General features: G+C 65.5%; 23 protein-coding genes and 1 pseudogene. 11 read left to right on the top strand and 13 right to left on the bottom strand.

Annotated features, from left to right (window positions below; translation table 11 throughout):
• Nucleotides 1-165: 165 nt before the first annotated feature.
• The 5 genes from ASE52_RS12180 to ASE52_RS12165 all read right to left on the bottom strand — a co-directional run bounded on the left by ASE52_RS12180 (nucleotide 166) and on the right by ASE52_RS12165 (nucleotide 4,151).
• Entirely contained in the window at nucleotides 166-1,347 is a 1,182-nt protein-coding gene (locus ASE52_RS12180; RefSeq protein WP_010463180.1) for a putative zinc-binding peptidase, read from the bottom strand.
• 174 nt (nucleotides 1,348-1,521) lie between these two features.
• Complete coding sequence (locus tag ASE52_RS12175) at nucleotides 1,522-1,839, bottom strand: BON domain-containing protein (protein WP_010463178.1); 318 nt, start codon at nucleotides 1,837-1,839, stop codon at nucleotides 1,522-1,524.
• Nucleotides 1,840-1,948: 109 nt separating this feature from the next.
• Complete coding sequence (locus tag ASE52_RS12170; protein WP_010463177.1) at nucleotides 1,949-2,341, bottom strand: hypothetical protein; 393 nt, start codon at nucleotides 2,339-2,341, stop codon at nucleotides 1,949-1,951.
• A 54-nt stretch (nucleotides 2,342-2,395) separates the two neighbouring features.
• Nucleotides 2,396-2,560 (bottom strand): DUF1328 domain-containing protein, encoded by a 165-nt coding sequence (locus ASE52_RS25095; RefSeq protein WP_010463174.1) that lies wholly within the window; start codon nucleotides 2,558-2,560, stop codon nucleotides 2,396-2,398.
• Between the two features lie 187 nt (nucleotides 2,561-2,747).
• Complete coding sequence (locus ASE52_RS12165) at nucleotides 2,748-4,151, bottom strand: CHASE3 domain-containing protein (RefSeq protein WP_010463171.1); 1,404 nt, start codon at nucleotides 4,149-4,151, stop codon at nucleotides 2,748-2,750.
• Between the two features lie 124 nt (nucleotides 4,152-4,275).
• Between ASE52_RS12165 and ASE52_RS12160 the strand changes: the two genes are divergently transcribed.
• Nucleotides 4,276-4,908 carry a response regulator transcription factor gene (locus ASE52_RS12160; protein WP_010463169.1) on the top strand — a complete coding sequence of 211 codons (633 nt, stop codon included), beginning with the start codon at nucleotides 4,276-4,278 and terminating at the stop codon, nucleotides 4,906-4,908.
• A gap of 105 nt (nucleotides 4,909-5,013) precedes the next feature.
• Here the strand turns inward: ASE52_RS12160 and ASE52_RS12155 are convergent, their stop codons facing one another.
• The 4 genes and pseudogenes from ASE52_RS12155 to gpmA form a co-directional block, all read right to left on the bottom strand.
• Nucleotides 5,014-5,442, bottom strand: coding sequence for a response regulator (locus ASE52_RS12155; protein ID WP_035197925.1), 429 nt, complete (start codon nucleotides 5,440-5,442; stop codon nucleotides 5,014-5,016).
• A gap of 113 nt (nucleotides 5,443-5,555) precedes the next feature.
• Nucleotides 5,556-6,216 (bottom strand): annotated as a pseudogene (locus tag ASE52_RS12150) (HesA/MoeB/ThiF family protein); the annotation flags it as partial.
• A 106-nt stretch (nucleotides 6,217-6,322) separates the two neighbouring features.
• Entirely contained in the window at nucleotides 6,323-7,759 is a 1,437-nt protein-coding gene (locus ASE52_RS12145) for a S41 family peptidase (protein WP_010463164.1), read from the bottom strand.
• Nucleotides 7,760-7,881: 122 nt separating this feature from the next.
• Nucleotides 7,882-8,625, bottom strand: a complete 744-nt coding sequence (gpmA, locus tag ASE52_RS12140) for a 2,3-diphosphoglycerate-dependent phosphoglycerate mutase (RefSeq protein WP_010463162.1) — start codon at nucleotides 8,623-8,625, stop codon at nucleotides 7,882-7,884.
• An 87-nt stretch (nucleotides 8,626-8,712) separates the two neighbouring features.
• On the opposite strand from gpmA, the gene ASE52_RS12135 reads away from it, so the two are divergent.
• The 4 genes from ASE52_RS12135 to ASE52_RS12120 all read left to right on the top strand — a co-directional run bounded on the left by ASE52_RS12135 (nucleotide 8,713) and on the right by ASE52_RS12120 (nucleotide 11,085).
• Nucleotides 8,713-9,120, top strand: coding sequence for a rhodanese-like domain-containing protein (locus ASE52_RS12135; RefSeq protein WP_010463160.1), 408 nt, complete (start codon nucleotides 8,713-8,715; stop codon nucleotides 9,118-9,120).
• A gap of 68 nt (nucleotides 9,121-9,188) precedes the next feature.
• Nucleotides 9,189-9,449 (top strand): glutaredoxin 3, encoded by a 261-nt coding sequence (gene grxC / locus ASE52_RS12130; protein ID WP_057226401.1) that lies wholly within the window; start codon nucleotides 9,189-9,191, stop codon nucleotides 9,447-9,449.
• A 105-nt stretch (nucleotides 9,450-9,554) separates the two neighbouring features.
• Nucleotides 9,555-10,013 (top strand): protein-export chaperone SecB, encoded by a 459-nt coding sequence (gene secB / locus ASE52_RS12125; protein ID WP_010463156.1) that lies wholly within the window; start codon nucleotides 9,555-9,557, stop codon nucleotides 10,011-10,013.
• 58 nt (nucleotides 10,014-10,071) lie between these two features.
• Complete coding sequence (locus ASE52_RS12120; protein WP_010463154.1) at nucleotides 10,072-11,085, top strand: NAD(P)H-dependent glycerol-3-phosphate dehydrogenase; 1,014 nt, start codon at nucleotides 10,072-10,074, stop codon at nucleotides 11,083-11,085.
• Between the two features lie 39 nt (nucleotides 11,086-11,124).
• On the opposite strand, the gene ASE52_RS12115 is transcribed toward ASE52_RS12120, so the two are convergent.
• Nucleotides 11,125-11,811 carry a hypothetical protein gene (locus ASE52_RS12115; protein ID WP_010463152.1) on the bottom strand — a complete coding sequence of 229 codons (687 nt, stop codon included), beginning with the start codon at nucleotides 11,809-11,811 and terminating at the stop codon, nucleotides 11,125-11,127.
• 490 nt (nucleotides 11,812-12,301) lie between these two features.
• Nucleotides 12,302-13,546, bottom strand: coding sequence for a diaminopimelate decarboxylase (lysA, locus tag ASE52_RS12110; RefSeq protein WP_057226400.1), 1,245 nt, complete (start codon nucleotides 13,544-13,546; stop codon nucleotides 12,302-12,304).
• A 111-nt stretch (nucleotides 13,547-13,657) separates the two neighbouring features.
• Here lysA and ASE52_RS12105 point away from each other — a divergent pair, with 111 nt between their 5' ends.
• Nucleotides 13,658-14,596, top strand: coding sequence for a LysR family transcriptional regulator (locus tag ASE52_RS12105; RefSeq protein WP_057226398.1), 939 nt, complete (start codon nucleotides 13,658-13,660; stop codon nucleotides 14,594-14,596).
• 87 nt (nucleotides 14,597-14,683) lie between these two features.
• On the opposite strand, the gene coaD is transcribed toward ASE52_RS12105, so the two are convergent.
• Both coaD and ASE52_RS12095 read right to left on the bottom strand, forming a co-directional pair.
• Nucleotides 14,684-15,184, bottom strand: coding sequence for a pantetheine-phosphate adenylyltransferase (gene coaD, locus ASE52_RS12100; protein WP_010463145.1), 501 nt, complete (start codon nucleotides 15,182-15,184; stop codon nucleotides 14,684-14,686).
• Between the two features lie 146 nt (nucleotides 15,185-15,330).
• A complete protein-coding gene (locus tag ASE52_RS12095; protein ID WP_241776987.1) occupies nucleotides 15,331-16,557 on the bottom strand; it encodes a helix-turn-helix transcriptional regulator in 1,227 nt (408 codons plus the stop codon).
• Between the two features lie 387 nt (nucleotides 16,558-16,944).
• Between ASE52_RS12095 and ASE52_RS12090 the strand changes: the two genes are divergently transcribed.
• From ASE52_RS12090 to ASE52_RS12070, 5 genes are all read left to right on the top strand, one after another.
• A complete protein-coding gene (locus ASE52_RS12090; RefSeq protein WP_082606850.1) occupies nucleotides 16,945-17,745 on the top strand; it encodes an IPTL-CTERM sorting domain-containing protein in 801 nt (266 codons plus the stop codon).
• Nucleotides 17,746-17,870: 125 nt separating this feature from the next.
• Nucleotides 17,871-18,767, top strand: a complete 897-nt coding sequence (locus tag ASE52_RS12085; protein WP_057226394.1) for a DUF3667 domain-containing protein — start codon at nucleotides 17,871-17,873, stop codon at nucleotides 18,765-18,767.
• A gap of 125 nt (nucleotides 18,768-18,892) precedes the next feature.
• Entirely contained in the window at nucleotides 18,893-20,074 is a 1,182-nt protein-coding gene (locus tag ASE52_RS12080) for a helix-turn-helix transcriptional regulator (protein ID WP_158004156.1), read from the top strand.
• 202 nt (nucleotides 20,075-20,276) lie between these two features.
• Complete coding sequence (locus tag ASE52_RS12075) at nucleotides 20,277-21,983, top strand: TPM domain-containing protein (protein WP_140426223.1); 1,707 nt, start codon at nucleotides 20,277-20,279, stop codon at nucleotides 21,981-21,983.
• A 3-nt stretch (nucleotides 21,984-21,986) separates the two neighbouring features.
• Nucleotides 21,987-22,304 (top strand): hypothetical protein, encoded by a 318-nt coding sequence (locus tag ASE52_RS12070; protein WP_140426222.1) that lies wholly within the window; start codon nucleotides 21,987-21,989, stop codon nucleotides 22,302-22,304.
• The last annotated feature ends 22 nt before the right edge of the window (nucleotides 22,305-22,326 follow it).

Genomic DNA, 22,326 nt, shown 5'->3' with positions numbered 1-22,326 from the left:
GAACCAGACCAACCCGCCATACCGCTCCAACGCTGCGGGGGAAGCGGAATAACCATCGCGTTGAACTTCTGCATGAGAGCCAATCTCCTCGCAGACATTTAGCAAGTTCCAGGCCGTGGTCGCCCCAACCCTTGGATAACGGCAGAATTTGAGAAAAATCAGGCGCTAGCGCATGTCCTTGCTGGTTATCTTGCTATTCTTTTTATTGATGGGTTTGGCGGCAGGTACAGGGGGCACCGATGGGGCAGGAGCCGCGACCGGGGTCGGTCGCTGGGCGGCTTCGCGCACCACGTCATGCACAAACCTCAGCTTGGCGAGCACCTCGCCGGCCAGCGCAAACGGATAGGCATCGGGCTGCCCCAGGCTGCGCGTGAGGCTGTTGAGCAGCAGTGTCAGCGGCACCAGGTGCTGCACCATGGACTGGAAATCAGGTGCCGGGCTGGCAAACGGGTCGATGGCGCTGCTGCGCTGCGCGCCATAGATGCCAGGGATCGTGACCTCGGTGGCATAGCTGGCCGATGTCTCCAGCAGATCAATCATGTGCAGGTAATGGGCCCAGGTCTCCGCCCAATCCTCCCAGGGGTGAGCGGCGGCATAGGCGCTGACGTGGTGATCAGCCCAGTCGCCCAGGTCGTTGCCTTTGGCGTAGTGGGCCTCCAGCGCGGCGGCATAGTCCTGGCGCTCGTCGCCAAACATCTGGCGGAAGTCTTCCAGGCGCCCACCGTCGCGCACCAGCTGGTCCCAGTAAAAATGACCAGACTCATGGCGCAGGTGGCCAATCAGCGTTCGGTAAGGTTCGCCCAGCGCGATGCGGCGGCGTGCGCGCTCGTCGTCGTCCGCTTCGGCCACATTGAGAGTGATCGTCCCGCCGTGGTGGCCCGTCATGACAGGGGGCCCTCCGGGCAATTCCGCCAGAAATTCAAAAACCGGCCCGGTGCGCCCCGGTGCCGGCTCCAGGCCCAGACGGGCCAGGCTGTAAAACAGGCGCCGCTTGGCAGCCTCGATCTGCATCCAGCGGCCCATGTTGGCCGCCTCCGAAAGATCGGGCAGCACCCGGGTCTGGCGGCAGGACACACACAGTTCGGCGTAGTCGTTGGCCGGCACCGCAAAGTTGCAGGCTTGGTGCTCGGTATGGTTACGGCACATGCGGTACAGGCGGCCACTGTAGTCGGTGCTGCCGCGCCCGCCCCTGCGCCTCCACAGGTCGGCACCGTCCTGCGGCGCAGGCGCGAGGGCCGCGATGGTCAGCACATCGGGCAAAAATGCCAGCGCGCTGCCACAGTGCAGGCACTGCACGCTATCGAAAAAAACCAGATGACCGCAATGGTCGCAATTGAATACCCGCATGGTGTGAAGCTTATACCCCGTGGAGTGTGGCCAACGCACAAGGCTTGGGAGGCACCAATGGATGCACCCATGCAAAAAGCAGGCTCCAGGACATGCCCGGAGCCTGCTTGGCGGTCAGTGCCTATGCGCCTTCGGCTTTGGAAGACCGCAGGCGCATGGTGTCAGGCAATCCGGTCAGGGACGAACCACGATGCTGTTGCGCACTTCACGCACATTCTTGGTGTTGCGTGCAATGGCTTCCGCCTGGTTCTTTTCAGCCTGCGACTTGGCGAAGCCCGAAAGCTGTACCGTGCCGTTGAGCGTCTCTACGCTGATGGAAGTGGCCGATACGTTTTTGTCTTCCGCCATCTTGGCCTTCACGGCGGTGGTGATGCCGGCGTCGTCCACATAGGAGCCAACGGTTTGTTGTTCACGGGCTACCGAGCAGCCAGTGGCCGTGATGATGGTGATGCCAGCGACAGCGGCAAAAGCGAGTGCACGTGCGTATTTCATGGTGTTGTCCTTCTTTGAGAATGGTTGGGAACGCGGGTGCTGGAAGATTGCAATCTGCCGGTCTGTTGCACCCTCCGCGACCGGCGGACTGTAGGGAGATGGGTGCGGCTCAGTAGGCGTGCCGACGGCGCGACATCCACAGCACCAGCGTGGCCAGTGCCGCGCCCGAGGCGGCGGCAATCACCAGCGACTTGCCGGGTTGCTCGGCAACATATTTGTTCGTGGCGTCTGCGGCTTGCAGCATCTGGCGGCGGGCCCGGGCGCTTGTCTCTGCGCAGTAGCCAATGCTGCGTGCTGCAAGATCCTGCGCACGTGCAGCAAGATCGTCAATGACCGGGTCGGTCTGGCTGCGCAGCGCACGCACACCTTCCTCTGCTTTTTCCAACGAGTTGTTGGCGGCCGTGCGGGTGGATTGCACGGCGTCCTGTGCGCTCTGCAGCACGTCGTCGGCAAGATGGCGGGCGCTGTTGGCAACTTTATCGGTAGCGGTCTGGATACTCATGCGGAAACTCCTTGAAAGGGTGGATGCGGGTGCTTGATTGCGCGGTCCGGGGCGTCAGCCCTTTTTGAGCAGACCCAGTACAAAGGTCACGACCGCCATGATGACAAACACGAAGAACAGAATCTTGGCGATGCCCACGGCACCGGCAGCAATACCGCCAAAGCCGAACAGGGCAGCGATCAACGCGATCACCAGAAAAACAACTGCGTAGTGCAACATTTCTTTCTCCTTCTCCTCTTGAGGTGGCCGGTTGCCGGCGGTTGGGTTGGCACAAGAACTTTAGCGCCTGGGATTCACTGTAGGGAACCTTCGGGGCCAAAGATGCCGGTGCCCGGCGCGCGGGCCTGTCGGCGGCACAGCGAGCCGCCTGTAGGACGGGACCTGCTGCACCCCGGCTCGATCCTCGTCAAGCGTCCAGTGCGGGGACCTGCGGCGACTCGGCGCTGCGGCGCTGCAGCGGCAGCACGGCGGAAACCAGGGTGCCGTTGCCGGGGCGGGAGGTAATGGAGAGCCTGCCGCCCGCAGACTCCACCCGGTGGCGCATTCCAGAAAGCCCGTGCGACGTAGGCCGCACCGTGGCCGGGTCAAACCCCTCGCCATCGTCGCGCACCTGGACGGCCACATGGGTGGGGTAGCCATGCACCGACACCAGCACCTTGCTGGCCTTGGCATATTTGCCAATGTTGGTCAACGCCTCCTGCACCATGCGGTACACCGTGAGTTGCGAGGCATCGGGCAGCTGGACCGCCTCCAGGCTGGTCTCGACCTCGATGCCCGCGCGCTCGGCGTATTCGCGCGTGAGAATCTCGATCGCGGCCGTCAAGCCGAGATTGGAAAGCGACGAAGGGCGCAGGTCCTCGATGATGCGGCGCTTGAGCGCAATGCCGCTGTTGAGCGTTTCGGTCAGGTGCTTGAGCCGTTCTGCCACTTCAGGGGCATTGGCGTCGATCTTGGATTTGAGCCGCGCCACATCGAGCTTTGCCGCTGTGAGCAACGCGCCCAGTTCATCGTGCAGCTCCCGCGCGAGGTGCCCGCGCTCGTCTTCGCGCACTTGTTGAAGGTGGTTCGCCAGCTCGGAAAGTGTTGCCGTGCGGACCTTCACAAGGCCTTCTAGGCGGTCTCGTTCGCGCTCCAGCAGGGCCTGCTCGCGCAGGTTGACCACCTGCAGCGCCTGCGCTTGGCGCAGGTACATGTAAAACGCCAACAAGCCAATCACGGTGACGGTGGCAATGCCGATGCGCGAGAGCATGAGCGACTGCTCGATCTGCTCCTGACCTTGTTTCACGTGCTGGTCGCTGCGGGCAATCAATTCCAGCGCGTGTTTGCGGATCGCCTCCATGTGTTCCTTGCCCACATCGGTGTGCAGGATGAACTTCCAGGCATCTTCATTGCCCTGCCGGCGCAAGCGCAGGCTCAGCTCCATCTCCGCGAGCTTGCGGGATATCTGCCGCGACAGCAGCGCAAACTCCTGCATGTCATCCGGGGCGTCCATGAACAGCCCACGCAAGCCGTCCAGGTTGGTCTGCACGGTGGCCACGGCCTTGTCGTACGGCTCCAGGTAAGTCTCGTTGCCGGTGAGCAGGTAACCACGCTGCCCTGTTTCTGCGTCCAGCATGCTCTGCAGCAGCAGATTGACGGCCTTGCGCGTGTTCTGGCCGTGGGTCATTTGCTCCACCGCATCCTGAGACCGCATGTGGCCCGTTTCATTGATACCCACCAGCACCATGGCCGCCAGCAACGCCATGGGCAGGCTCAGTGCCATCCTGCGGACTTTGGGCAACCAGATGCGGGTGTTTTCTTTAAGACTCATACGCGGTATTCTGGATAATGTGTGTAGACCCGGGCACCACCCTGCCACCAGGGGTGAAGTGCCGGAACAATTTGCAACCAACAAACATCAGGAGCGGCATCACCGCCCTGCGAAAGAAAGATCGATGATCAAGATTGGCATTGTGGATGACCACGCGATTGTTCGTTCCGGGCTGCGGCAGTTCCTGTCGGAGCATGTGGATCTGCGGGTGGAGGGCGAAGCCTCCAACGGGCGCGAAGCCATCGACCTGGTGCGCAACAAGGAAATTGATGTCCTGCTGATGGACCTTTCGATGCCCGGCCAGAGCGGTCTGGATGCCCTGGCCATGCTGCGCGCCAAGGCGCCCGACATGGGCATCCTGATCCTGAGCGGATATCCCGAAGAGCACTATGCGATCAACCTGATCCGCCAGGGTGCGAGCGGCTACCTGAACAAGGAATGCGAACCCTCGGAAATCGTGGAGGCGATCCGCACCATTGCGCTGGGCCGGCGCTACCTGACGCCTGCCGTGGCCGAACTGCTGGCCCAGCAGCTCAATCGCAAGGATGACGCACCGCCCCACGAGCAGCTGTCTGAACGCGAGTTTCAGGTGTTCCTCAAGCTGGCCAAGGGGGAGACGGCGGGCGATATCGCCAAGGCCTTGTCTTTGAGCGTGAAGACGGTGAGCACCTACCGCACGCGGCTGATGGAAAAGATGAGTCTGTCGTCCAACAGCGATCTGACTTACTACGCGCTCAAGAACCGCCTGATTGACTGACATGGGGTGGCCTCAGTCCGGGGTCCTGGCGGCTTGCTCAGCCAGACAACAGGAGCGGTAAAAACAAGAAGCCCCGCCGCGCATCCCGCGCGGCAGGGCCGAACGTCACAGCGAGTGGCCAGGCGCCGAGAAGGATTGGTTAGCAGCATCCATTCCCGCGGGGCTGCTGCTGTGCTGGATGCAGTAATCCACCAGCGCATCGATTTCGTTGGATTTATCAAAAACCGCATCCACCCCGAGTTGCGCGCAGCGCATGCGCACATCGGGCGTCGCGTAGTTGCTCAGTACCACCATCTTCTGGCCGGGGCGGCGTGAGCGGCACGCCGCCAGCACACCCAGCCCGCTGCCCTGGCGCAGGAAAAGATCCACGATCGCCAAGTCCCATTGTTCGCCGTGGGTGGCAAGCCAGTTCTTGCCCTCGTCCTCCGTCTCCGCAACCCCTACCGCTTCTACGGACGCCAATTCTTCGAGCGTCCCGATCAGGTTCTCTCGAATGGTGGCGTTGTCTTCAACGATGTAGGTGCGGAGTTTCACAGAAGGGCCCAGTTTCACGGTCAGCGCACGTTTGCGCTTGTCGAGCCTCAAATTTAGAGGTTCGGCTGAGCGGATTCTGCCAGCCACCACACGTGGATGTTGTAGGAATAATCCTACCGAACAACACACACCGTGCAGTGCGCAGCGCGCGCTACATTCATGGTGCTCCATTCCATGGTTCGCCCATCGAGCATCAGCAAGCGCCCCGCCAGCGATGTTCCGATGCCCGCGAGCAGCTTCAGGGCCTCAGCCGCCTGCATGGCCCCCACTACGCCCACCAGCGGCGCGAACACCCCCATGGTGGAACAGCGCACCTCTTCAAATTCCGCCTCGGGCGGAAAAATGCAGGCATAACAGGGCGACGCGGCGTGGCGCGGATCCACCACCGTGATCTGCGCATCAAAGCGGATGACAGCCCCCGCAACCAGGGGCTTGCGATGGCGCACACAAGCTGCATTGATGGCCTGGCGCGTGGCGTAGTTGTCGCTGCAATCGAGCACCACCGAGGCGTCCTGCACCAGCGCATCCAGCACGGTGGCATCGGCACGCGCCTGCAACGCCGTCACCCGCACTCCCGGGTTGATGGCCTCCATGGCGCTGGCTGCCGACTCCACCTTGGGCCGGCCCACCCGGGCAGTGGTGTGGGCAATCTGCCGTTGCAGGTTGGTGAGGTCCACCACATCGTCGTCCACCAGGGTGATATGGCCGACACCGGCAGACGCCAGGTACAGCGCCGCAGGCGAACCGAGACCACCCGCCCCCACGATGACCGCANACCGCAAGAGCTGGTCATCGGTCATGGCGAAAATCTCTGGAAAAAAAGCAAGAAAAAAGGCCGGATCTCGCTGGAAATCCGGCCTTCAGCGCAGGGAGCGAAAGCTCAATTCTCTTTCTTCTCGTCCTTGCGTTCTGTCAACGTCTTGCTGACCAGCACCGTCCGTCCCTTGAGCTGGTTCAGCGCCTGCACAAGCTGGAAGTCCTTGTCCGAGCCGAACTCCGGAGCCTTGCGTTCCGTGGCTGGCTTCTTGGCCTCTTCCTCCATGCGCTTGAGGGCGCTCTCGCGGGCCTTTTCACGGGCTTCGTCCTTCTTTTCCTCGCCTTGGCCGCTGCCCAGGTGCTTGTCAAGATCGGCCTCGCGCATACGCAGGGCCGCAAAGACGTTGCCTTCTTCCGACTCGTCGATCATCACATCGGGCACGATGCCCTTGGCCTGGATCGACTTGCCACTGGGGGTGTAGTAACGCGCAGTGGTCAGCTTGATGCCGGTATCCGGCCCCAGCGGGCGGACGGTCTGCACCGAGCCCTTGCCAAAGGTCTGGCTGCCCATGATGGTGGCGCGCTTGTGGTCCTGAAGGGCGCCAGCCACGATCTCACTGGCCGATGCGGAGCCCTCGTTCACCAGTACCACAAGCGGTACGGACTTGAGGGCTGCAGGCAGGCGGCGCAGTGGATCACCACCGCCGCGGCGCTGGTAGTAGTCGGGTGACGCCTTGTAGGTGGCCTTGCTGTCTGCCAGCTGGCCATTGGTCGTGACCACCGTGACGTTTTCCGGCAGGAATGCCGCCGAGATGGCCACGGCGGCATCCAGCAGGCCGCCGGGATCGTTGCGCAGGTCCAGCACCAGACCCTTGAGGTTGGGTTCCTGCTTGTAGACCTCTTCCACCTTGCGCACGAAGTCATCGACCGTGCGCTCCTGGAACTGCGACAGGCGGATCCAACCGTAGCCAGGCTCCACCACCTTGCCCTTGACGGACTGGGTCTTGATCTCTTCGCGCGTGATGGTGACGGGGAAAGTCCGGCTTTCGTCCTTGCGGAAGATGGTGAGCGTGACCTTGGTGTTGGGCTCGCCACGCATGCGCTTGACCGCATCGTTGAGCGACAGGCCCTTGACCGCCGTTTCATCGATCTTGGTGATCAGGTCATTGGTCTTGAGGCCGGCACGGAAGGCGGGCGAACCCTCAATGGGCGATACCACCTTGATCAAGCCGTCTTCCTGGGTGATCTCGATGCCAACCCCCACAAAACGGCCCGAGGTACCTTCGCGGAATTCCTTGAAGGACTTCTTGTCGAAATACTGGGAGTGCGGATCGAGGCTGGCCACCATGCCGGAAATGGCGTCGGTGATGAGCTTCTTGTCATCCACCGGCTCGACGTAGTCGGTTTTCACGAGGCCAAACACCGCCGACAGCTGCTGGATTTCCTCCAGCGGCAGCGGGGTCATCGCGCCGCGGGCTACCGTCTGCAACGATACCGTCGTCAGAGCCCCAGCCACGACACCTACCGACACCCATCCTGCAATTTTGAGTTTGTGGCCCATACAACACCTTTTACCGCTTCAAAACCAATATACACCTTGGAAGGACCAAACCCGCTGCGGTTCCGCACAGGCGCTCACTTTCGACAGAATATCGGCAGGTTTTCCCTGTCTTTACCCCGGCTTTACGCCTTGCCTTGCGACGCGACCGCCGCTGCAGCCTTCGCGGCCGCCTCGGCATCGCCCAGATAGTAGTGGCGGATGGGCTTGAGATCGGCGTCGAGTTCGTATACCAGTGGGATTCCGTTGGGAATGTTCAGGCCCACGATGTCCGATTCGGAGATGTTGTCCAGGTACTTCACCAGGGCGCGGATGGAGTTGCCGTGCGCCGCCACCACCACGCGCTTGCCTGAGCGGATGGCGGGTGCCATGGCATCGTTCCAGAACGGCAGCACGCGGGCCACCGTGTCCTTCAGGCATTCCGTCAACGGCACGCTGCCTTCGGCCAGGGCGGCGTAGCGGCGGTCGTTGCGCTCGCTGCGGGGGTCCGTAGCCTCCAGGGCTGGCGGGGGGGTGTCGTAGCTGCGGCGCCAGACCAGCACCTGCTCGTCGCCGTACTGCTTGGCCATGTCGGCCTTGTTCAGGCCCTGCAGGGCGCCATAGTGGCGCTCGTTCAGGCGCCAGTCCTTGACCACCGGCAGCCAGGTGCTGTCCATTTCGTCGAGCGCGTACCACAGCGTGTGGACGGCGCGCTTGAGCACGCTGGTGAACGCCAGGTCGAACTCATAGCCCTCGGCCTTGAGCAGCTTGCCGGCCGACATGGCCTGGGAGACGCCAGTGGGCGTGAGATCCACGTCGGTCCAGCCGGTGAAACGGTTTTCAAGGTTCCAGGTGGATTCACCGTGGCGGATGAGGACGAGTTTGTACATGGTTTCCCCAGGAAAGGCGGGTCAAAGAAATGCGGGCCAAAACCCAGCATTCTAGAATTACGCTGTTCGCCAACCCAAGGAATCTTCGTGAAATTCATTATCGACAACTGGTATCTGATCTTTGTTGCACTGGCTTCGGGCGGCATGTTGCTGTGGCCGGTCCTCAAGAACGCCAGTGGCGGCTCGCTGACACCCGCGCGGGCCGTGCAGCTCATCAACCGCGAAAAGGCGGTGGTCATCGACGTCTGCGAAACCGAGGAATTCGCCGCAGGCCACGTGAACGGTGCCAAGAACGTGCCCCTGGGCCAGCTCGAAGAGCGCCTGCCGACCGTGGTCAAGAACAAGGCCCTGCCCCTGGTGCTGGTGTGCGCCACCGGTGCCCGCGCCAACCGTGCCGTGGCCATGGCCAAGAAGCTGGGCTATGAGAACGCCCAGGCCATGGCCGGCGGCCTCAAGGCGTGGCGCGAAGCCAGCCTGCCTGTGGAAAAAGCCTGAACCGCCCCCAGTTATTCCATCAACGATAGGCTTGTGCCTGGTCTCGTTGCCCAACAGGAAGAACCGCCATGCAACCCGTGAAGATGTACACCACTGCTGTCTGCCCCTACTGCATCCGGGCCAAGCAGGTCCTCAAGTCCAAAGGCGTGGAGCAGATCGAAGAGATCCGCATCGACACCGACCCCGCCGCGCGCGTCCATATGATGGAGATCACCGGCCGCCGCACGGTGCCGCAGATCTACATCGGCGACACCCACGTGGGTGGCCACGATGATCTGGTGGCGCTGGACAGTCGCGGCGAGCTGATGCCCCTGCTGGGCGCCGCCTGACCCCCTCACCGGGCGCTGCATAATGCAGCCCCATGTGCCCGCTGCGGGAGCTGATCCCCGGCGGGTTTCGTTTTGCTGAAACCCGTTTGCATAAGAGACTTCACCATGGCCGACCAAGAAAACCCCGTATTCCAGATCCAACGCGTCTACCTGAAGGACCTGTCGCTGGAACAACCCAATTCCCCCGGCATCCTGCTCGAACAAGAGCAGCCCAGCGTGGACATCCAGCTGGGTGTGGAAGCCACTCCCGTGGCCGAAGGCATCTATGAAGTGGCCGTGACCGCCACCGTGCAGACCAAGATCAAGGACAAGACCGTGTTCCTGGTCGAAGCCAAGCAAGCCGGCATCTTTGAAATCCGCAACGTGCCGGAAGACCAGATGGGCCCCATCATGGGCATCGCCTGCCCACAGATCGTGTACCCCTACCTGCGCGGCAACGTGGCCGACGTGATCAACCGCGCCGGCTTCCCGCCCGTGCACTTGGCCGAAATCAACTTCCAGGCCATGTACGAGCAGCAACAAGCGCAGGCCGCCGGCCAGGCTTCGCCCATCATCACGCAGTAATCATCAGCGTTTAGAGGCTTTTTGGCCTCTAGCGCTTGATAGATAAGCGCCAAAAGCTATGAAAATCATAGTATTGGGTGCCGGTGCCTGGGGTTCTGCGCTTGCCATGAGCGCGGCCCAGCACCCTGCAGGCCATGCGGTCACGCTCTGGGCGCGCGACGCCGCCCAGGCAGGCAGCATGCGCGGGGAGCGCCAGAACCCGCGCTACCTGCCCGGCATCGCCTTCCCCGCTTCCCTCACCATTGCAGACGGCGACTTTGCCACGCTGCTGCCGGGTGCCGACCTGGTCATCGTGGCCACACCCATGGCGGCGCTGCGCGGCATGCTGCGGGCGCTTGCCGGCTGCACCGCCCCTGTGGCGTGGCTGTGCAAGGGTTTTGAGGCCGTGGCCACCGGTGCCGATTCAGCATCTTTTGGACTGCTGGCGCATGAGGTGCAAGCGCAAGTAGCTCCTGATTTGATAGCGGGTGTTTTCAGCGGCCCAAGCTTTGCGCAGGAAGTGGCGCTGGGGCAGCCCACGGCCCTGGTGGCCGCCAGCCCCCATGCCGCCGTGCGTGATGCGCTGGTCAACGCCTTCCACAGCCCCAGTGTGCGCGTGTACGCCAACGAAGACATCGTGGGTGTGGAAGTGGGCGGGGCAGTGAAAAACGTGCTGGCCATCGCCACCGGCCTGTGCGACGGGCTGGCGCTGGGGCTCAACGCCCGCGCCGCCCTCATTACCCGCGGGCTGGCCGAGATGACGCGGCTGGGCTTGGCGCTGGGCGCACGCCCCGACACCTTCATGGGCCTGTCCGGCCTGGGCGATCTGGTGCTGACCGCCACCGGCGACCTGTCGCGCAACCGGCGCGTGGGCATGCTGCTGGCGCAGGGCCAGACCCTGGCGCAGGCGGTGGAATCCCTGGGCCATGTGGCAGAAGGCGTCTACAGCGCCCGCACCGTGGTGCAGCGCGCACAGACCCTGGGCGTGGACATGCCCATCGCCGAGGCAGCCGTGGCCCTGCTCGACGGCCGCCTGCAACCTGCCGAGGCCGTGGCGCAGCTCATGGGGCGCGGCCCCCGGGGCGAGCTCTGAGAAGGTGTGACGCAGTCCCCTTGCACAGCACCGTGAGGGTTACCCCACCGACAGGCGCCGCAGCAGCCCCTCTTCATCGTCGGGGTGAAAAAAATACGGGTAAAAACTGCGCTCCTCGCTGGCCAGCTTGGGCTGGCCACCAAACTGGTCGATGAGGCGGCGCCCCTTGTCGGCGCCGATGTGCAGCAGCACGGCGGGCGCACCCACACGCTCGCACATGCGCTCGGGGCCGATCTGGTCAAAACACAGCATGCGCCGATAGAACGGGGCGTGGCGCGGATTCACCTCGATGACGATGTCGGTGGCGCGCCGTGCCCGGAAGGCCACGATCCACGCAATGTGGAAGATGGCACCCAGCACATGCTTGGAGCGCACCTCCGGGTCCATCGCGAGCTTGCCCATTTCGCAGATGCGCGCGCCGCGCTGGCGCAGTTCGGCGATGAACTCGGGGTACTGCTCCTCGGCCGCCAGGTGCCCGTCGTCCATGCGCACCGAAATCGTCCCTTGCGACTGCCCGTCGATCTGCACCACCAGGCTGCTCAGGTCGCAGTCGTGCGACAAGGTAGCCTGCATGCTGTAGCCCTTGCGGGCATACATGCGGGCCAGCAGCCCCTGGCCCTTGCGCGACAGGCGGATCTTGCAGGTCTTGGTCTCGGGGCATCCCAGGCGGCTCAGGTACTCGCCCGGGTAGGCAAGCTCGACAATCGTCTGTTCTTCGGCATGCATGGGGACTCCAGTTCTTCTGATGCGCCCCACCTACCCGCGCCCTGTGCGTGGCGCCAAGCAGCCGGACCCTCGGCGCTCCATTGAGAGAGAAAGTGCAGCTTAGCGGCTTCCTCGTTCCATTGCAGCCCGGGGCAATGCGGGAAGCGGACCAACGGCCGGACGGCCTTGGCAAAAGGCATGCGGGGGCCACTCCCGGCACCGCCCAGCAAAAAGCCGCAGGGCACCCCGAAACGGGCGCCCTGCGGCTTTTTTTAGGACCCCTCGCGGGGCGCGATCAGAACACGCCGAACAGCATGAGCAACAGAACCACGGACAGTGGGACGCCGAGCAGCCAAGCAATGATGGGCATAGTGATCTCCTGAAAAAGGTTGAAGGGGATAAGTGATTTCACTGTATGGCCCCGCTTTTCCCGCCCTTGTGCGCCTGCACTGCGCATGGCCGTAGGCGCATGCCTACCGGCTGTCGGAGCGGTACCCGCCCCCCAGCGCGATCAAAGCCCCTGTTCCAGCGCCAGCAGCTCGTCCACCGTCTGGCGGCGGCGGATGAGGCGCGCCTGGCCACCATCGACGAGCACCTCGGCAATCAAGGGGCGCGTGTTGTAGTTGGAGGACATCGATGCGCCATAGGCCCCCGTGTCGTGGATCACCAGCAGATCACCCACCTGGGCGCCTGGCAGGTCGCGCGGCAGCACCACGCCGCCATCGCCCTGCGTGAACACGTCGCCGGATTCGCACAGCGGTCCCGCCACAACCGTGGGTTGCTCGGCCGCCGTAGTGCCATCGCGGCGCAGCACGCTCATGGCGTGGTAGCTACCGTACATCGACGGGCGCATGAGTTCGTTGAAGCCGGTATCGACCAGCACGAAGTGGTTGTTGCCTGCGTTCTTGGTGGCGCGCACCTCGCCCAGCAACACGCCGGATTCGGCCACCAGGTAGCGGCCGGGTTCGATCTCCAGGCCCAGCTTGTGGCCCACGATGGCCTCGGCCTGCTGGCGTGCAGCGTCCCACAGGCCGTGGTAGTGCTGGGTGTCGACCACCGGGTCGCCACTGCGGTAGGGGATGGACAGGCCACCACCGGCCGAGATGGCGTGCAGGTCATGCCCCGCCGCATGGGCCGTGCGCACCAGGCCCACCATGGCGCCGCAGACTTCGGCCAGGTGGCTGTAGTCCACGCCCGAGCCAATGTGCATGTGCAGGCCCACCAGCTTCAAACCATGCTGCGCGATCGCGGCCAGCGCCGCAGGCAGGTCGGTGTGCCAGATGCCGTGTTTGCTGTGCTCGCCACCCGTGTTCGTCTTGTTGCTGTGGCCGTGGCCAAAGCCGGGGTTGATGCGCAGCCACACCGCGTGGCCGGGCGAGCGCGCGCCCAGCTGGTGCAGCATGTCGATGGAACCCGCGTTGACCGGCACGCCGTGTTCGACCACGCAGTCGAGCGTGGCGGCGTCGAACAGGTCAGCGGTAAAGACGATCTCTGACGACTCTCCGCCGGCCGTGTAGCCCGCCGCCAGCGCGCGCAGGATCTCGCCGCGCGAGACCGCATCCACCTTCACGCCCTGCTCGCGCATGAGCTTCAGGATGTGGATGTTGGAGCAGGCCTTCTGCGCGAAACGGATGGTCTCGAAGTTGGACACCTGGGCAATGCGCTGGCGGATGGTGGCCGCGTCGTACACCCACAGCGGGGTACCGAACTGGTCGGCCAAAGACCACAACTGGGCGGGCGAGAAGGGGTTGGACATGGAGACTCCGAAGACACAAGGCTGAATGGAAGCCCGGATGATGCCCCCTGACAGGTATTTGGTCGAATGCTTTTATTTCAAACATTCATTCATTTTGGATATGCTCCGCGCATGACCGACACGCCACTGGCCCACCGCATCACCCACCGGCACATCGAAGTGTTTCGCGCCGTGATGACCGCTGGCAGCGCCACCGGCGCGGCCGACCTGCTGTACAGCTCGCAGCCCACGGTGAGCCGCGAGCTGGCCCGGCTGGAATCGCTGCTGGGCTATGCGCTGTTCGAACGCATCCAGGGCCGCCTGCGGGCCAACGCGCGGGCACTGGCGCTTTGGGACGAGGTGCAGCGCTCGTGGCAGGGCCTGGAACGCGTGGTGGGCCGCGCGGTGGCGCTGGGTCGTCCCGACGCTGTGCAGCTGGCAGTGCTGTGCTTGCCCGCGCTGGCGCACGCACTGCTGCCCGGTGCGGCGGCGCGGCTGATGCAGGTGCAGCCCCACGCGCGACTGTCGGTCACGCCGCAGGATTCGCCGCTGCTCGAAGAATGGATGAGTGCCCAGCGTTTTGACCTGGGCCTGTGCGAGCAGACCGCCGCCCCACCCGGCACCCGCGCCGAGGTGCTGCTCACCCTGGACGAAGTGGCCGTGCTGCCCGCCGACCACGCCCTGGCCCGGCAACCCGAGCTGCAGCTGGCGGACTTTGCCGGCCAGCCCTTTGTGAGCCTGTCGGCCGACGACCCTTATCGCCGCATCATTGACGCGCGCTTTGCCGAAGCCGCCGTGCCACGCACGCTGCGCATGGAAACCCACAGCGCCGCTGCCGTGTGTGCGATGGTGGAGCACGGCCTGGGGCTGGCCATCGTCAACCCGCTGACGGCCCTGACGGCCGCGGCGAATGGCCGGCTGGTGGTGCGGCGGCTCGCGTTCTCGATCCCGTTCAGCGTGGCGGCCGTGCTGCCGCTGTACCGCCCACCGCTGCCTGAGGTGTTGCCCATGCTGGAGGCCCTGCGGGCCGAAGCTGCGGAAGTGGCGCGCCGCCTTCAGGCGTTGGCTTAGCCACCATCCCTGGCGGCACGAACGCTATCAATTAAATAGCCATCAGCGCTTAACGGATAAGCGCCAGCACCTGTTTTCAGGCAAAACTCAGGGCGGCGTGAGGGTGCGGACCTTCTCGGCCAGCCGCTCCTGCACCGAGGGCGACACGAACTTGTGCACCTCCCCGCCCAGCACGGCAATCTCGCGCACAAAGGTGCTGCTGATGAACTGGTATTTGTCGCTGGGGGTGAGGAACACGGTTTCCACCTGCGGCATCAGGCTGCGGTTCATGCCCGCCAGCTGGAACTCGTAGTCAAAGTCGGTCACGGCGCGCAGGCCACGCACCATGGCCTTGCCGCCACGCTCCACGACAAAGTCGCGCAGCAGGCCCGAGAAGGCTTCGACCTGCACCTGGGGGTAGCCCTTGACCGCCTCGCGGACCATGTCGATCCGCTCTTCCAGGTTGAACAAGGTCTTCTTGTGGTGCCCCGCCGCCACGGCCACGATCACGCGTTCAAACAACTGGGTGGCCCTGCGCACCACGTCTTCATGGCCCAGCGTGATGGGGTCAAAGGTTCCGGGGTAAACGGCGAGCACGTTCTGGGCCATGGCTGGTTGTCTCCTGTCTGGCGGAATGACGTTGGCCCCGGCCCCGGGCGCCTGCCCTGTTGAGGCCAGCCGGGCCGCGTGCGCGCATTATGCAGTGCACTGCAACATGAGGTCGCAGTGCACCAGCGCGTGGCAGACCTGCGCCGCTACGGGCCCGCCGGCAACGCTCCCTGCGCCACCTGGCCCGGCGCCAGCAGCATCAGCCGGGCCACCAGTGCCACCAGGTCTTGCTGGCGCTGGGTGCGCGTCTTGGCCAGGAGCGCGCTCATCTGCGTGCGCACGGTCGAGATGCGCGAGCCGCGCGCGTCCGCAAAATCCTGCGGGGTCTGGCCGCGCATCAGCGCCAGCAGCAGGTCGGCCTCGGACGGGCTCAAGCGGTAGGCCTGGCGGGCCAGGGCCACGGCGGCCTCGCTGCACAGGCTGCGCTCCAGCACCACCCAGGCGACGCCCGGCGCGCGCAGGCACACGCCCAGCGCGGCCAGGTCGCTCAGGGGCAGCGTCACCAGCAGCAGCCCGCCCTCCGTGCCGGGCAGTTCCACACAGCCGCTGCGCCCCAACAGTGACTGCTGGAACAGCGCGCGCAGCGCCGCATCGGCCGTGCTGGCCAGCAGCGGGCCGCGCAGCAGGGCCCGCAGGGCGGCGCTTTCCGGCCGGGCGCTCAGCAGCCGGGTGCGCGCATTGGCGTGCAACAGGCGGCCCGCCGTGTCAAAAAACAGCAGGCCCATGGGCATCTGCTCCATGAGCGATTCCACGCCCTGGGTGCGCGCGCGCAGGGCCACCATCTCGCGGTGCAGAAACGCGGCGCGCTGCACGCCGCCAAACTCCGCGCGAAAGCGCGCGACTTCCTCCGGCGCAAACCCCTCGTCATCCCCCTGGCGGTACACCGACATGAACAGATTGCCCACCGGGTGCGACGCGCCCTGGCTGCCGCCAAACATGCGGGTTCCGATGCCGTATTCGCGCAGGAAGTCGCTGTAGATCTCGGTGCGGCGAAAGCCACGCGTGGCGTGCACTGGCGCGTCCGTGGCCACCCAGGTGCCCGCTGCGCCCAGGCGCGCGCGCTGCGCCATCGCGTCGTCCCACAGCGGGTCTTGCAACCGAAAGTGCGTGGCATAACGCCGCGCCGCCTCGGGGGTCACGCCCATCGCCAGCAGCGCGGGCGCGCCGTCGCACGAGGGCGACTGCAGCCAGTAATCCACCTCGGGGTGCGCCGCAAACTCAGCGCCCCACTGCGCCAGCTGGTCCAGGCCGCTGGCCAGGAAGGCGCCACCGAGCAGGTCCGCGCGAAAGCTGGCGGCGTAGCGGGCCAGCGCGTCGCTCCAGCGCGCATCGTCGGCCACGGAGCCCAGCAATTCACCCAGAGCGTGGTGCAACAAAAACCTTTCCCAAAGTGGCCCTTCAAGGGCCTGTTCACGATCTCGCCGGGCACCGGGCCACCCGGACGTCCTGGCCGCCCCGAAGACCGGTGCGCGAGGCTCTGAGGCCTCGCACAACGAAGAGCGGCGGATGGTACGGCCCACCGGCTGCCGCCACATCGTTCAAGCGAATGATGTCGCACGGCGCCGACGCTTGCGACCACTTGTTACCCAAAGAGACATCCCGCCCGTTCACCGCGCCAGAGCAGTGCGGACCCACGCGACTCCTCCAGGTGGCGGATAGGCAGGCCAGGGCCCCATTTCTACATTCTGGCCAGGCCGCCGCCTGGGCCCTCGGCAGGGCAGGCGAGCAATTTTCGTTTCCTCTATTCCGAACCCTTCCCCATGAATTCTTGCTGCACCTCCCCCCTTTTTCGCCGCGCTGGCGCCAGCGTGGCCATGGCCCTGGCCGTGCTGACCGCCACCTCGGCCCAGGCCGCCATACCGGCTGGCCAGCGGCAGTTTCTGGTGGATTTCTACCACCACACCAATGGCCCCGCCTGGAACTTCAGCAACAACTGGCTGGGCGCACCGGGCACCGAATGCACCTGGATTGGTGTCACCTGCGACGCTGGCGAAAACACCGTGACCGCCCTGAGCGTGCAAAGCAACAACCTCACGGACCCCGTGGGCGCCCTGCTGCCCGACTGGTCCGCGCTGCCAGACATCCGCACCATCAACCTCAGCGACAACCAACTGGCTGGGCGGCTGCCCCCCATTTCCGGGCTGCCAGAGCTGAGGTCGCTCGACGTCTCCCACAACGACCTGCAAGGCACGCTGCCCAGCCCTTCGGGCCTGACCCACTTCTTCCGCTACCACGCCCACAACAACCAGTTCACAGGCCCGCTGCCCGCCCTGCCCCCAACGCTGGAGCAGCTGCGCGTGGAGAACAACCAGCTCACCGGCCCGGTGCCCGCCCCGCCCGCAGCCCTGATGGCAAGCGCATCGGCCCTGTGCCCCAACCAGCTGACCCCTTCGGCCAGCGCTGCCTGGGACACTGCCACAGGCAGCACGCCCTGGCACGCCACCTGCAGCGCCCCGCCTGCCGCCACCCCCGTTCCCACCCTGAGCGAGTGGGCGCTGATCCTGCTGGCCCTGGGGGCGGCCACGGTGGGCATGGGGGCGCTGCGCCGCAAACAGTTTTAAGCCTTTTTGGCCCCTGGCGCTTGTCCATCAGGCGCCAATAGCTATACAAAATGTAGCAATTCAGCGTCTGCAGCGCAGACTTGGCAGCCGATCCGCACAGGGTTGGCAACGCACGCCCCCAGCCAATGCCCCCGCGCCACATCATTCATGTGAACGATGGCGGGCGCCACGTTACGGCCTACGATCCGCAGCCCATCCCTGCACGGCACGCGCCTTCTTCTGTGACCCTCACCCCGCCCCGGCCCACCCCCACCGCCGTCAGCGACGCGCTGTTCAACACCCAGGCCTGCCTGAACTGTGGTGCACCGCTCACCGGCCCGTTTTGTGCGCAGTGCGGGCAGAAAAAGGCCGCGCGCATGGGCAGCAGCACCGTGCGCAAGGAGGCCTGGGAGCGTTTTCGCTGGTTTGAATGGAGCACCATCCGCAACGCACTGCGCGTGCTGCCCCAGCCCGGCACCACCGCACGCGAATACGTGCTGGGCCAGCGCAAGGACCACCCCCACCCGCTGACCCTGCTGTGCCTGGCCATCGGCTTCCTGCTGATCGTGCTGGGCCACACCGACTATTTGCGGCCCGAGCTGCCCAGCGAGGCGGCGCAGCGCATGTACGCGCTGGTCGCCGGGTATTCCAAGTGGTCGTTCTCGCTGGGTGCGGTGGCGGCGTTTGCCAGCATGTGGATGGTCTTCCGCCGGTGGGGCTACAACGCGGCCGAGCTGCTGGCCCTGGCGCTGTACTGCCAGGCGGTGTTCATTGCGCTGCAGATGGTCAACCAGCTGCCGCTGGTGCTGGCGCCGTCTCCCGGCCTGCTCAAGTGGCACAAGGCCTGGTCGCCCTGGTACATGACGGCGCTGCAGACGCTGATGCTCATGGTGGCGCTGCGGCAGTTTTTGGTGCTGGACCTGCGGCGCGATGGCTGGCGGCTGCTGCTGGCCGGCGCGCTGTTCGCGGCGCTCAAGTGGCAGGCCACCCAGCTTTATGCCCGCGCAGTGGTCGAACTCGTGCTGTGGCAAATGGGCGCCTGAAAACCGTGAACAAGTTCATGAAAACCTGTCGGGCCGCAGCCACATCCTTCACCTGAATGATGTTGCGGCGGGGACATCGACCCTACCATCCGGCGCAGATCATTCAACCTGATGAGGAGCCCCCATTGAGCGGTGAAGAGCGGGACCCGCAGCCTGTGGGAATACCGGGTTTCGAGACCCTGATGGCCGAAAGCCTGGAGGCCCTGGGCGAGCCCGGCATGGTGGAGCGCCTGCTGCACCGTGTGGGCGAATCGCTGGGCAGCCACAAGGTGGTGCTGTTTTGCCCCCTGCCCGGCTCGGACGACCCGCTGGCCGCCTACCAATGGGGCATGCCCGATGATTTTTTGGCGCGCTACGCGAACCTGATCCAGGGCAGCGATGCCTGGAGCGAGGCGCTGGAGCGCCAGCAGGCCCAGGCGCTGGCACGCGGGGGCTCGCTGAGCCAGCAGCTGGTGGGCACCCAGGCGCTGCGCCGGGGCGCGTTTTATGCCGACTACCTGAAACCCCTGGGCATCGACGCCATGGTCAACAGCATCGTGGAGGCCTCGCCCGAGGTGGGCATGCACGTGCTGGCGATGTACAACGACCTGGGCCAGAGCGAGTTCACCCCCGAACAATTTTCCCGGCTGCGCGCCGTGACGCCCTGGGTGCGCAGCCTCATGCGTGCCCAGCGCCGCCTGCAGCAGGCCCGCCGCCACAGCAGTGCGCTGGAGCGCACGCTGGACCAGCTGCCGCTGGGGCTGATGCATGCGAACCAGCGTGGCGAGGTGCGTTACCTGAACGAACATGCCCGCGCCTGGCTGGGGGTGGAGGATGAATGCCGCATCCTGCTGCGCAACGCCACGGGCTGGCAGGCGCGCCAGCCCCTGCAGCTGGCGCAGATCCACCCCGGGCTGACGCCACTGCTCACCGCCAGCCTGAGCACACGCTCGCCCGTCTCGGCCCGGCTGCAGACACAGCAGGACCCGGCGCCGGGAACGCTGGTGGCCCTGGCCGCGCCGCTGCGCAATGGCCCGGGGCCCGCCGCCGAGCCGCTGGCCCAGTTCATCCTGGTGCCCGAGGCACCGCCCCACGCGGGTGCCACGGTGTCGGTGTGCAGCGCGCTCTATGGCCTGACCCCCGCCGAAGCCGCCCTGCTGCCCCTGCTGCTGCAGGGCATGACGCCGCGCGAAATGGCCGACAACCGGCACGTGAAGATGCCCACCGTGCGCTCCCAGCTGGCCAGCCTGTACGCCAAGACCGGCACACGCGGCCAGGCCGAACTGGCCCAGCGCGTGCTGCGCGTGGCGGCCCTCGTGACAGCATGAGACACCCCCCTGAGTCGCCTTCGGCGCCTTCCCCCCGCTCTCGCATTGCTGCGCAATGCGGGCAAGGGGACGCGGCCCTCACTGCAGGGCGGCCGTTGCTCGGTCGCCCTGGCTTGGGGCGCGCCAGTTTCGACGGCTGCGCGCAACACGCAGCGCAAACGGCCACCGCATTCACTGATCCCAACCCAAGGAACCCATCCCCATGAAACACAGCAATGTTCGCCCCGTCGCCTTCGCCTGCGCCGCAATGATGGGCCTGGCCTTTGGGGGCCTGGCCATGGCGCAAAAGACCGCCGCTGTCGCCAAGCCCAGCAAGGCCCAGCTGGCCGCCGAACTGGCGGCCACCCTGCAGGCGTGTTCGTACGACGGCAGCCCGCTGGCGTTCTCGCCGCCCGACCTGTCCAAGGGCGGCGCCACCGGCAAGCAGGTGGTGGCCGAGATCATGAAATACACCGGCCTGCCGGCCAACTTTGTGGTGGTGGAGGGCAAGGTGCCCAATGCGGCGGCGGTGATCATGGCGGGGCCGGACAAGATCCCGCGCCGCGTGATCGCCTACAACCCCGGCTTCATGGGCGAGGTGATCCAGGCCACCAAATCCAACAACTGGGCGCCTGTGAGCATCATGGCCCACGAGATCGGACACCACCTGTCGGGCCACACCATCGTGCCCGGCGGCAGCCAGCCGCCCATCGAGCTGGAGTCCGACAAGTTCAGCGGCTTTGTGCTCTACAAGATGGGCGCGCCGCTGGCCGACGCCCAGCGCGCCATCGCCACGCTGATCCCCGAGAAGGACGGCGAAACCCACCCCGGCCGCAAGAAGCGCCTGGCCGCCATCGAATCTGGCTGGAAGGAAGCCTGCGAGCTGCAAGGCGGTGGGCCGCAGTGCTCGGGCGGATTGCCGGTGCGCACCGCAGCGGCTGCCCCCGCTGCACCGGCACCCGCTGCCGCATCACCCGCCCCGGCACCGGCTACCACGGTGGCCAAGGCCCCGGCGCCCACCGCAGCACCCGCGGTGCCCTCGGCCAAGACGCCCGCCCCAGCCCTGGCCGCCGCGGCCGAAACCCTGCCCAAGGCAGACGCGGCCGCCATCCCGTCCAAGGGCACACAGTTCATCTATGACGAGTTCGGCATCCTGGACCCGGCCATCCGTGCGCAGTTTGAAAAGCAGATGTACGACCATGCGCAGAAGACAGGCGTGGAGATCGTCACCCTGCTGGTGAAGGACCTGGGCGGCAAGACCGCCGAGGAATACGCCCACGCCATGATGCGCCAGCTGCGCGTGGGCAAACTCGACGTGGGCAACGGTGCCGTGCTGGTGGTGGCGCCTGAGCAGAACCAGGCCGCCGCCGTGCTGGGATCGGGCGTCGCGCTGGAGATGGGCAGCCACGACAAGACGGAGCAGCTCAAGCGCTGGATGAACACGGCCTGGGCGCTGTGCAAGAAAAAGAGCGCCTGCGGCAACTGGACCGAAAACCTGATGCTCGCAGCCGACCACCTGCGCCGCGATACCAGCCACGCCGACTGGACCATCGCCTACCAGTCGCTGGGTGACATCCAGAAGGCCGATGCCGCTGAAAACGGCAAGGTCACCAACCCGAAGGACAGCAAGGTCTGGCGCAAGATCGTGCGCCTGTCGGGCACCGTCGAGGCGCTCAATCCGCCCGCTGGCAACAAGGCCGCCTGGGTCAACGATGCGAAGGTCAAAAACGGCAAACAGGCCGTGCTGCTGCGCAGCGCCGAGGGGCTGACCACCATGCTCTACCTGGACCCACGCACCGCCGCCCTGCAACCCGGCGGCAAGCTGGAACAAGGCAAGACCTACACCGTCATCGCGCGCGCAGCGGGCCTGTCGTGGAACCCCAAGGACACGCAGTCGCTCGACGTGCTGAGCTACAACGTGGCGGAATGACGCATGCGGCCACACACCCTTGCCATGGTGCTCACAGGTGCCGGCAACCTGTTGCTGGCGGGCGTCTGGATGTTTGGCGCGCTGCTGGGCGCCAACGGCATGAACTCCAGCCAAGGCGGGCGCTTCCTGGGCGCGATCGCACTGTCACTGGCGCTGCTGTGGGCGGGCAGCCTGGTGCTGGCGCGGCGGCTCACCGCCTGGGGCCTGGCGCGCGGCTGGAGCACGGGGGTCTGCGTGGTGCTGGCCACCGTGCTGGCGGTGGTGGCCTGGGCGGCATTGGCGTTTGTGGCCACGGTGGTGGTGGCCATCGCGCTGACATGAGAGCGTCTTCTCCCTCCACCCG

Origin of the sequence: Acidovorax sp. Root275 (assembly GCF_001428965.1) — a bacterium.
Taxonomy (GTDB): Bacteria; Pseudomonadota; Gammaproteobacteria; order Burkholderiales; family Burkholderiaceae_C; genus Acidovorax; species Acidovorax radicis.
The sequence above is the reverse complement of the archived record's forward strand: the minus strand, read 5'-3'. Positions and strand labels throughout refer to the sequence as shown.

What these genes read in the sequence shown, in the direction of transcription:
- ASE52_RS12180 (WP_010463180.1), bottom strand. Translation starts at nt 1,347, where the DNA reads ATGCGGGTATTCAATTGCGACCATTGCGGTCATCTGGTTTTTTTCGAT.
- ASE52_RS12175 (WP_010463178.1), bottom strand. Translation starts at nt 1,839, where the DNA reads ATGAAATACGCACGTGCACTCGCTTTTGCCGCTGTCGCTGGCATCACC.
- ASE52_RS12170 (WP_010463177.1), bottom strand. Translation starts at nt 2,341, where the DNA reads ATGAGTATCCAGACCGCTACCGATAAAGTTGCCAACAGCGCCCGCCAT.
- ASE52_RS25095 (WP_010463174.1), bottom strand. Translation starts at nt 2,560, where the DNA reads ATGTTGCACTACGCAGTTGTTTTTCTGGTGATCGCGTTGATCGCTGCC.
- ASE52_RS12165 (WP_010463171.1), bottom strand. Translation starts at nt 4,151, where the DNA reads ATGAGTCTTAAAGAAAACACCCGCATCTGGTTGCCCAAAGTCCGCAGG.
- ASE52_RS12160 (WP_010463169.1), top strand. Translation starts at nt 4,276, where the DNA reads ATGATCAAGATTGGCATTGTGGATGACCACGCGATTGTTCGTTCCGGG.
- ASE52_RS12145 (WP_010463164.1), bottom strand. Translation starts at nt 7,759, where the DNA reads ATGGGCCACAAACTCAAAATTGCAGGATGGGTGTCGGTAGGTGTCGTG.
- gpmA (WP_010463162.1), bottom strand. Translation starts at nt 8,625, where the DNA reads ATGTACAAACTCGTCCTCATCCGCCACGGTGAATCCACCTGGAACCTT.
- grxC (WP_057226401.1), top strand. Translation starts at nt 9,189, where the DNA reads ATGCAACCCGTGAAGATGTACACCACTGCTGTCTGCCCCTACTGCATC.
- secB (WP_010463156.1), top strand. Translation starts at nt 9,555, where the DNA reads ATGGCCGACCAAGAAAACCCCGTATTCCAGATCCAACGCGTCTACCTG.
- ASE52_RS12120 (WP_010463154.1), top strand. Translation starts at nt 10,072, where the DNA reads ATGAAAATCATAGTATTGGGTGCCGGTGCCTGGGGTTCTGCGCTTGCC.
- ASE52_RS12115 (WP_010463152.1), bottom strand. Translation starts at nt 11,811, where the DNA reads ATGCATGCCGAAGAACAGACGATTGTCGAGCTTGCCTACCCGGGCGAG.
- lysA (WP_057226400.1), bottom strand. Translation starts at nt 13,546, where the DNA reads ATGTCCAACCCCTTCTCGCCCGCCCAGTTGTGGTCTTTGGCCGACCAG.
- ASE52_RS12105 (WP_057226398.1), top strand. Translation starts at nt 13,658, where the DNA reads ATGACCGACACGCCACTGGCCCACCGCATCACCCACCGGCACATCGAA.
- coaD (WP_010463145.1), bottom strand. Translation starts at nt 15,184, where the DNA reads ATGGCCCAGAACGTGCTCGCCGTTTACCCCGGAACCTTTGACCCCATC.
- ASE52_RS12090 (WP_082606850.1), top strand. Translation starts at nt 16,945, where the DNA reads ATGAATTCTTGCTGCACCTCCCCCCTTTTTCGCCGCGCTGGCGCCAGC.
- ASE52_RS12085 (WP_057226394.1), top strand. Translation starts at nt 17,871, where the DNA reads ATGCCCCCGCGCCACATCATTCATGTGAACGATGGCGGGCGCCACGTT.
- ASE52_RS12075 (WP_140426223.1), top strand. Translation starts at nt 20,277, where the DNA reads ATGAAACACAGCAATGTTCGCCCCGTCGCCTTCGCCTGCGCCGCAATG.
- ASE52_RS12070 (WP_140426222.1), top strand. Translation starts at nt 21,987, where the DNA reads ATGCGGCCACACACCCTTGCCATGGTGCTCACAGGTGCCGGCAACCTG.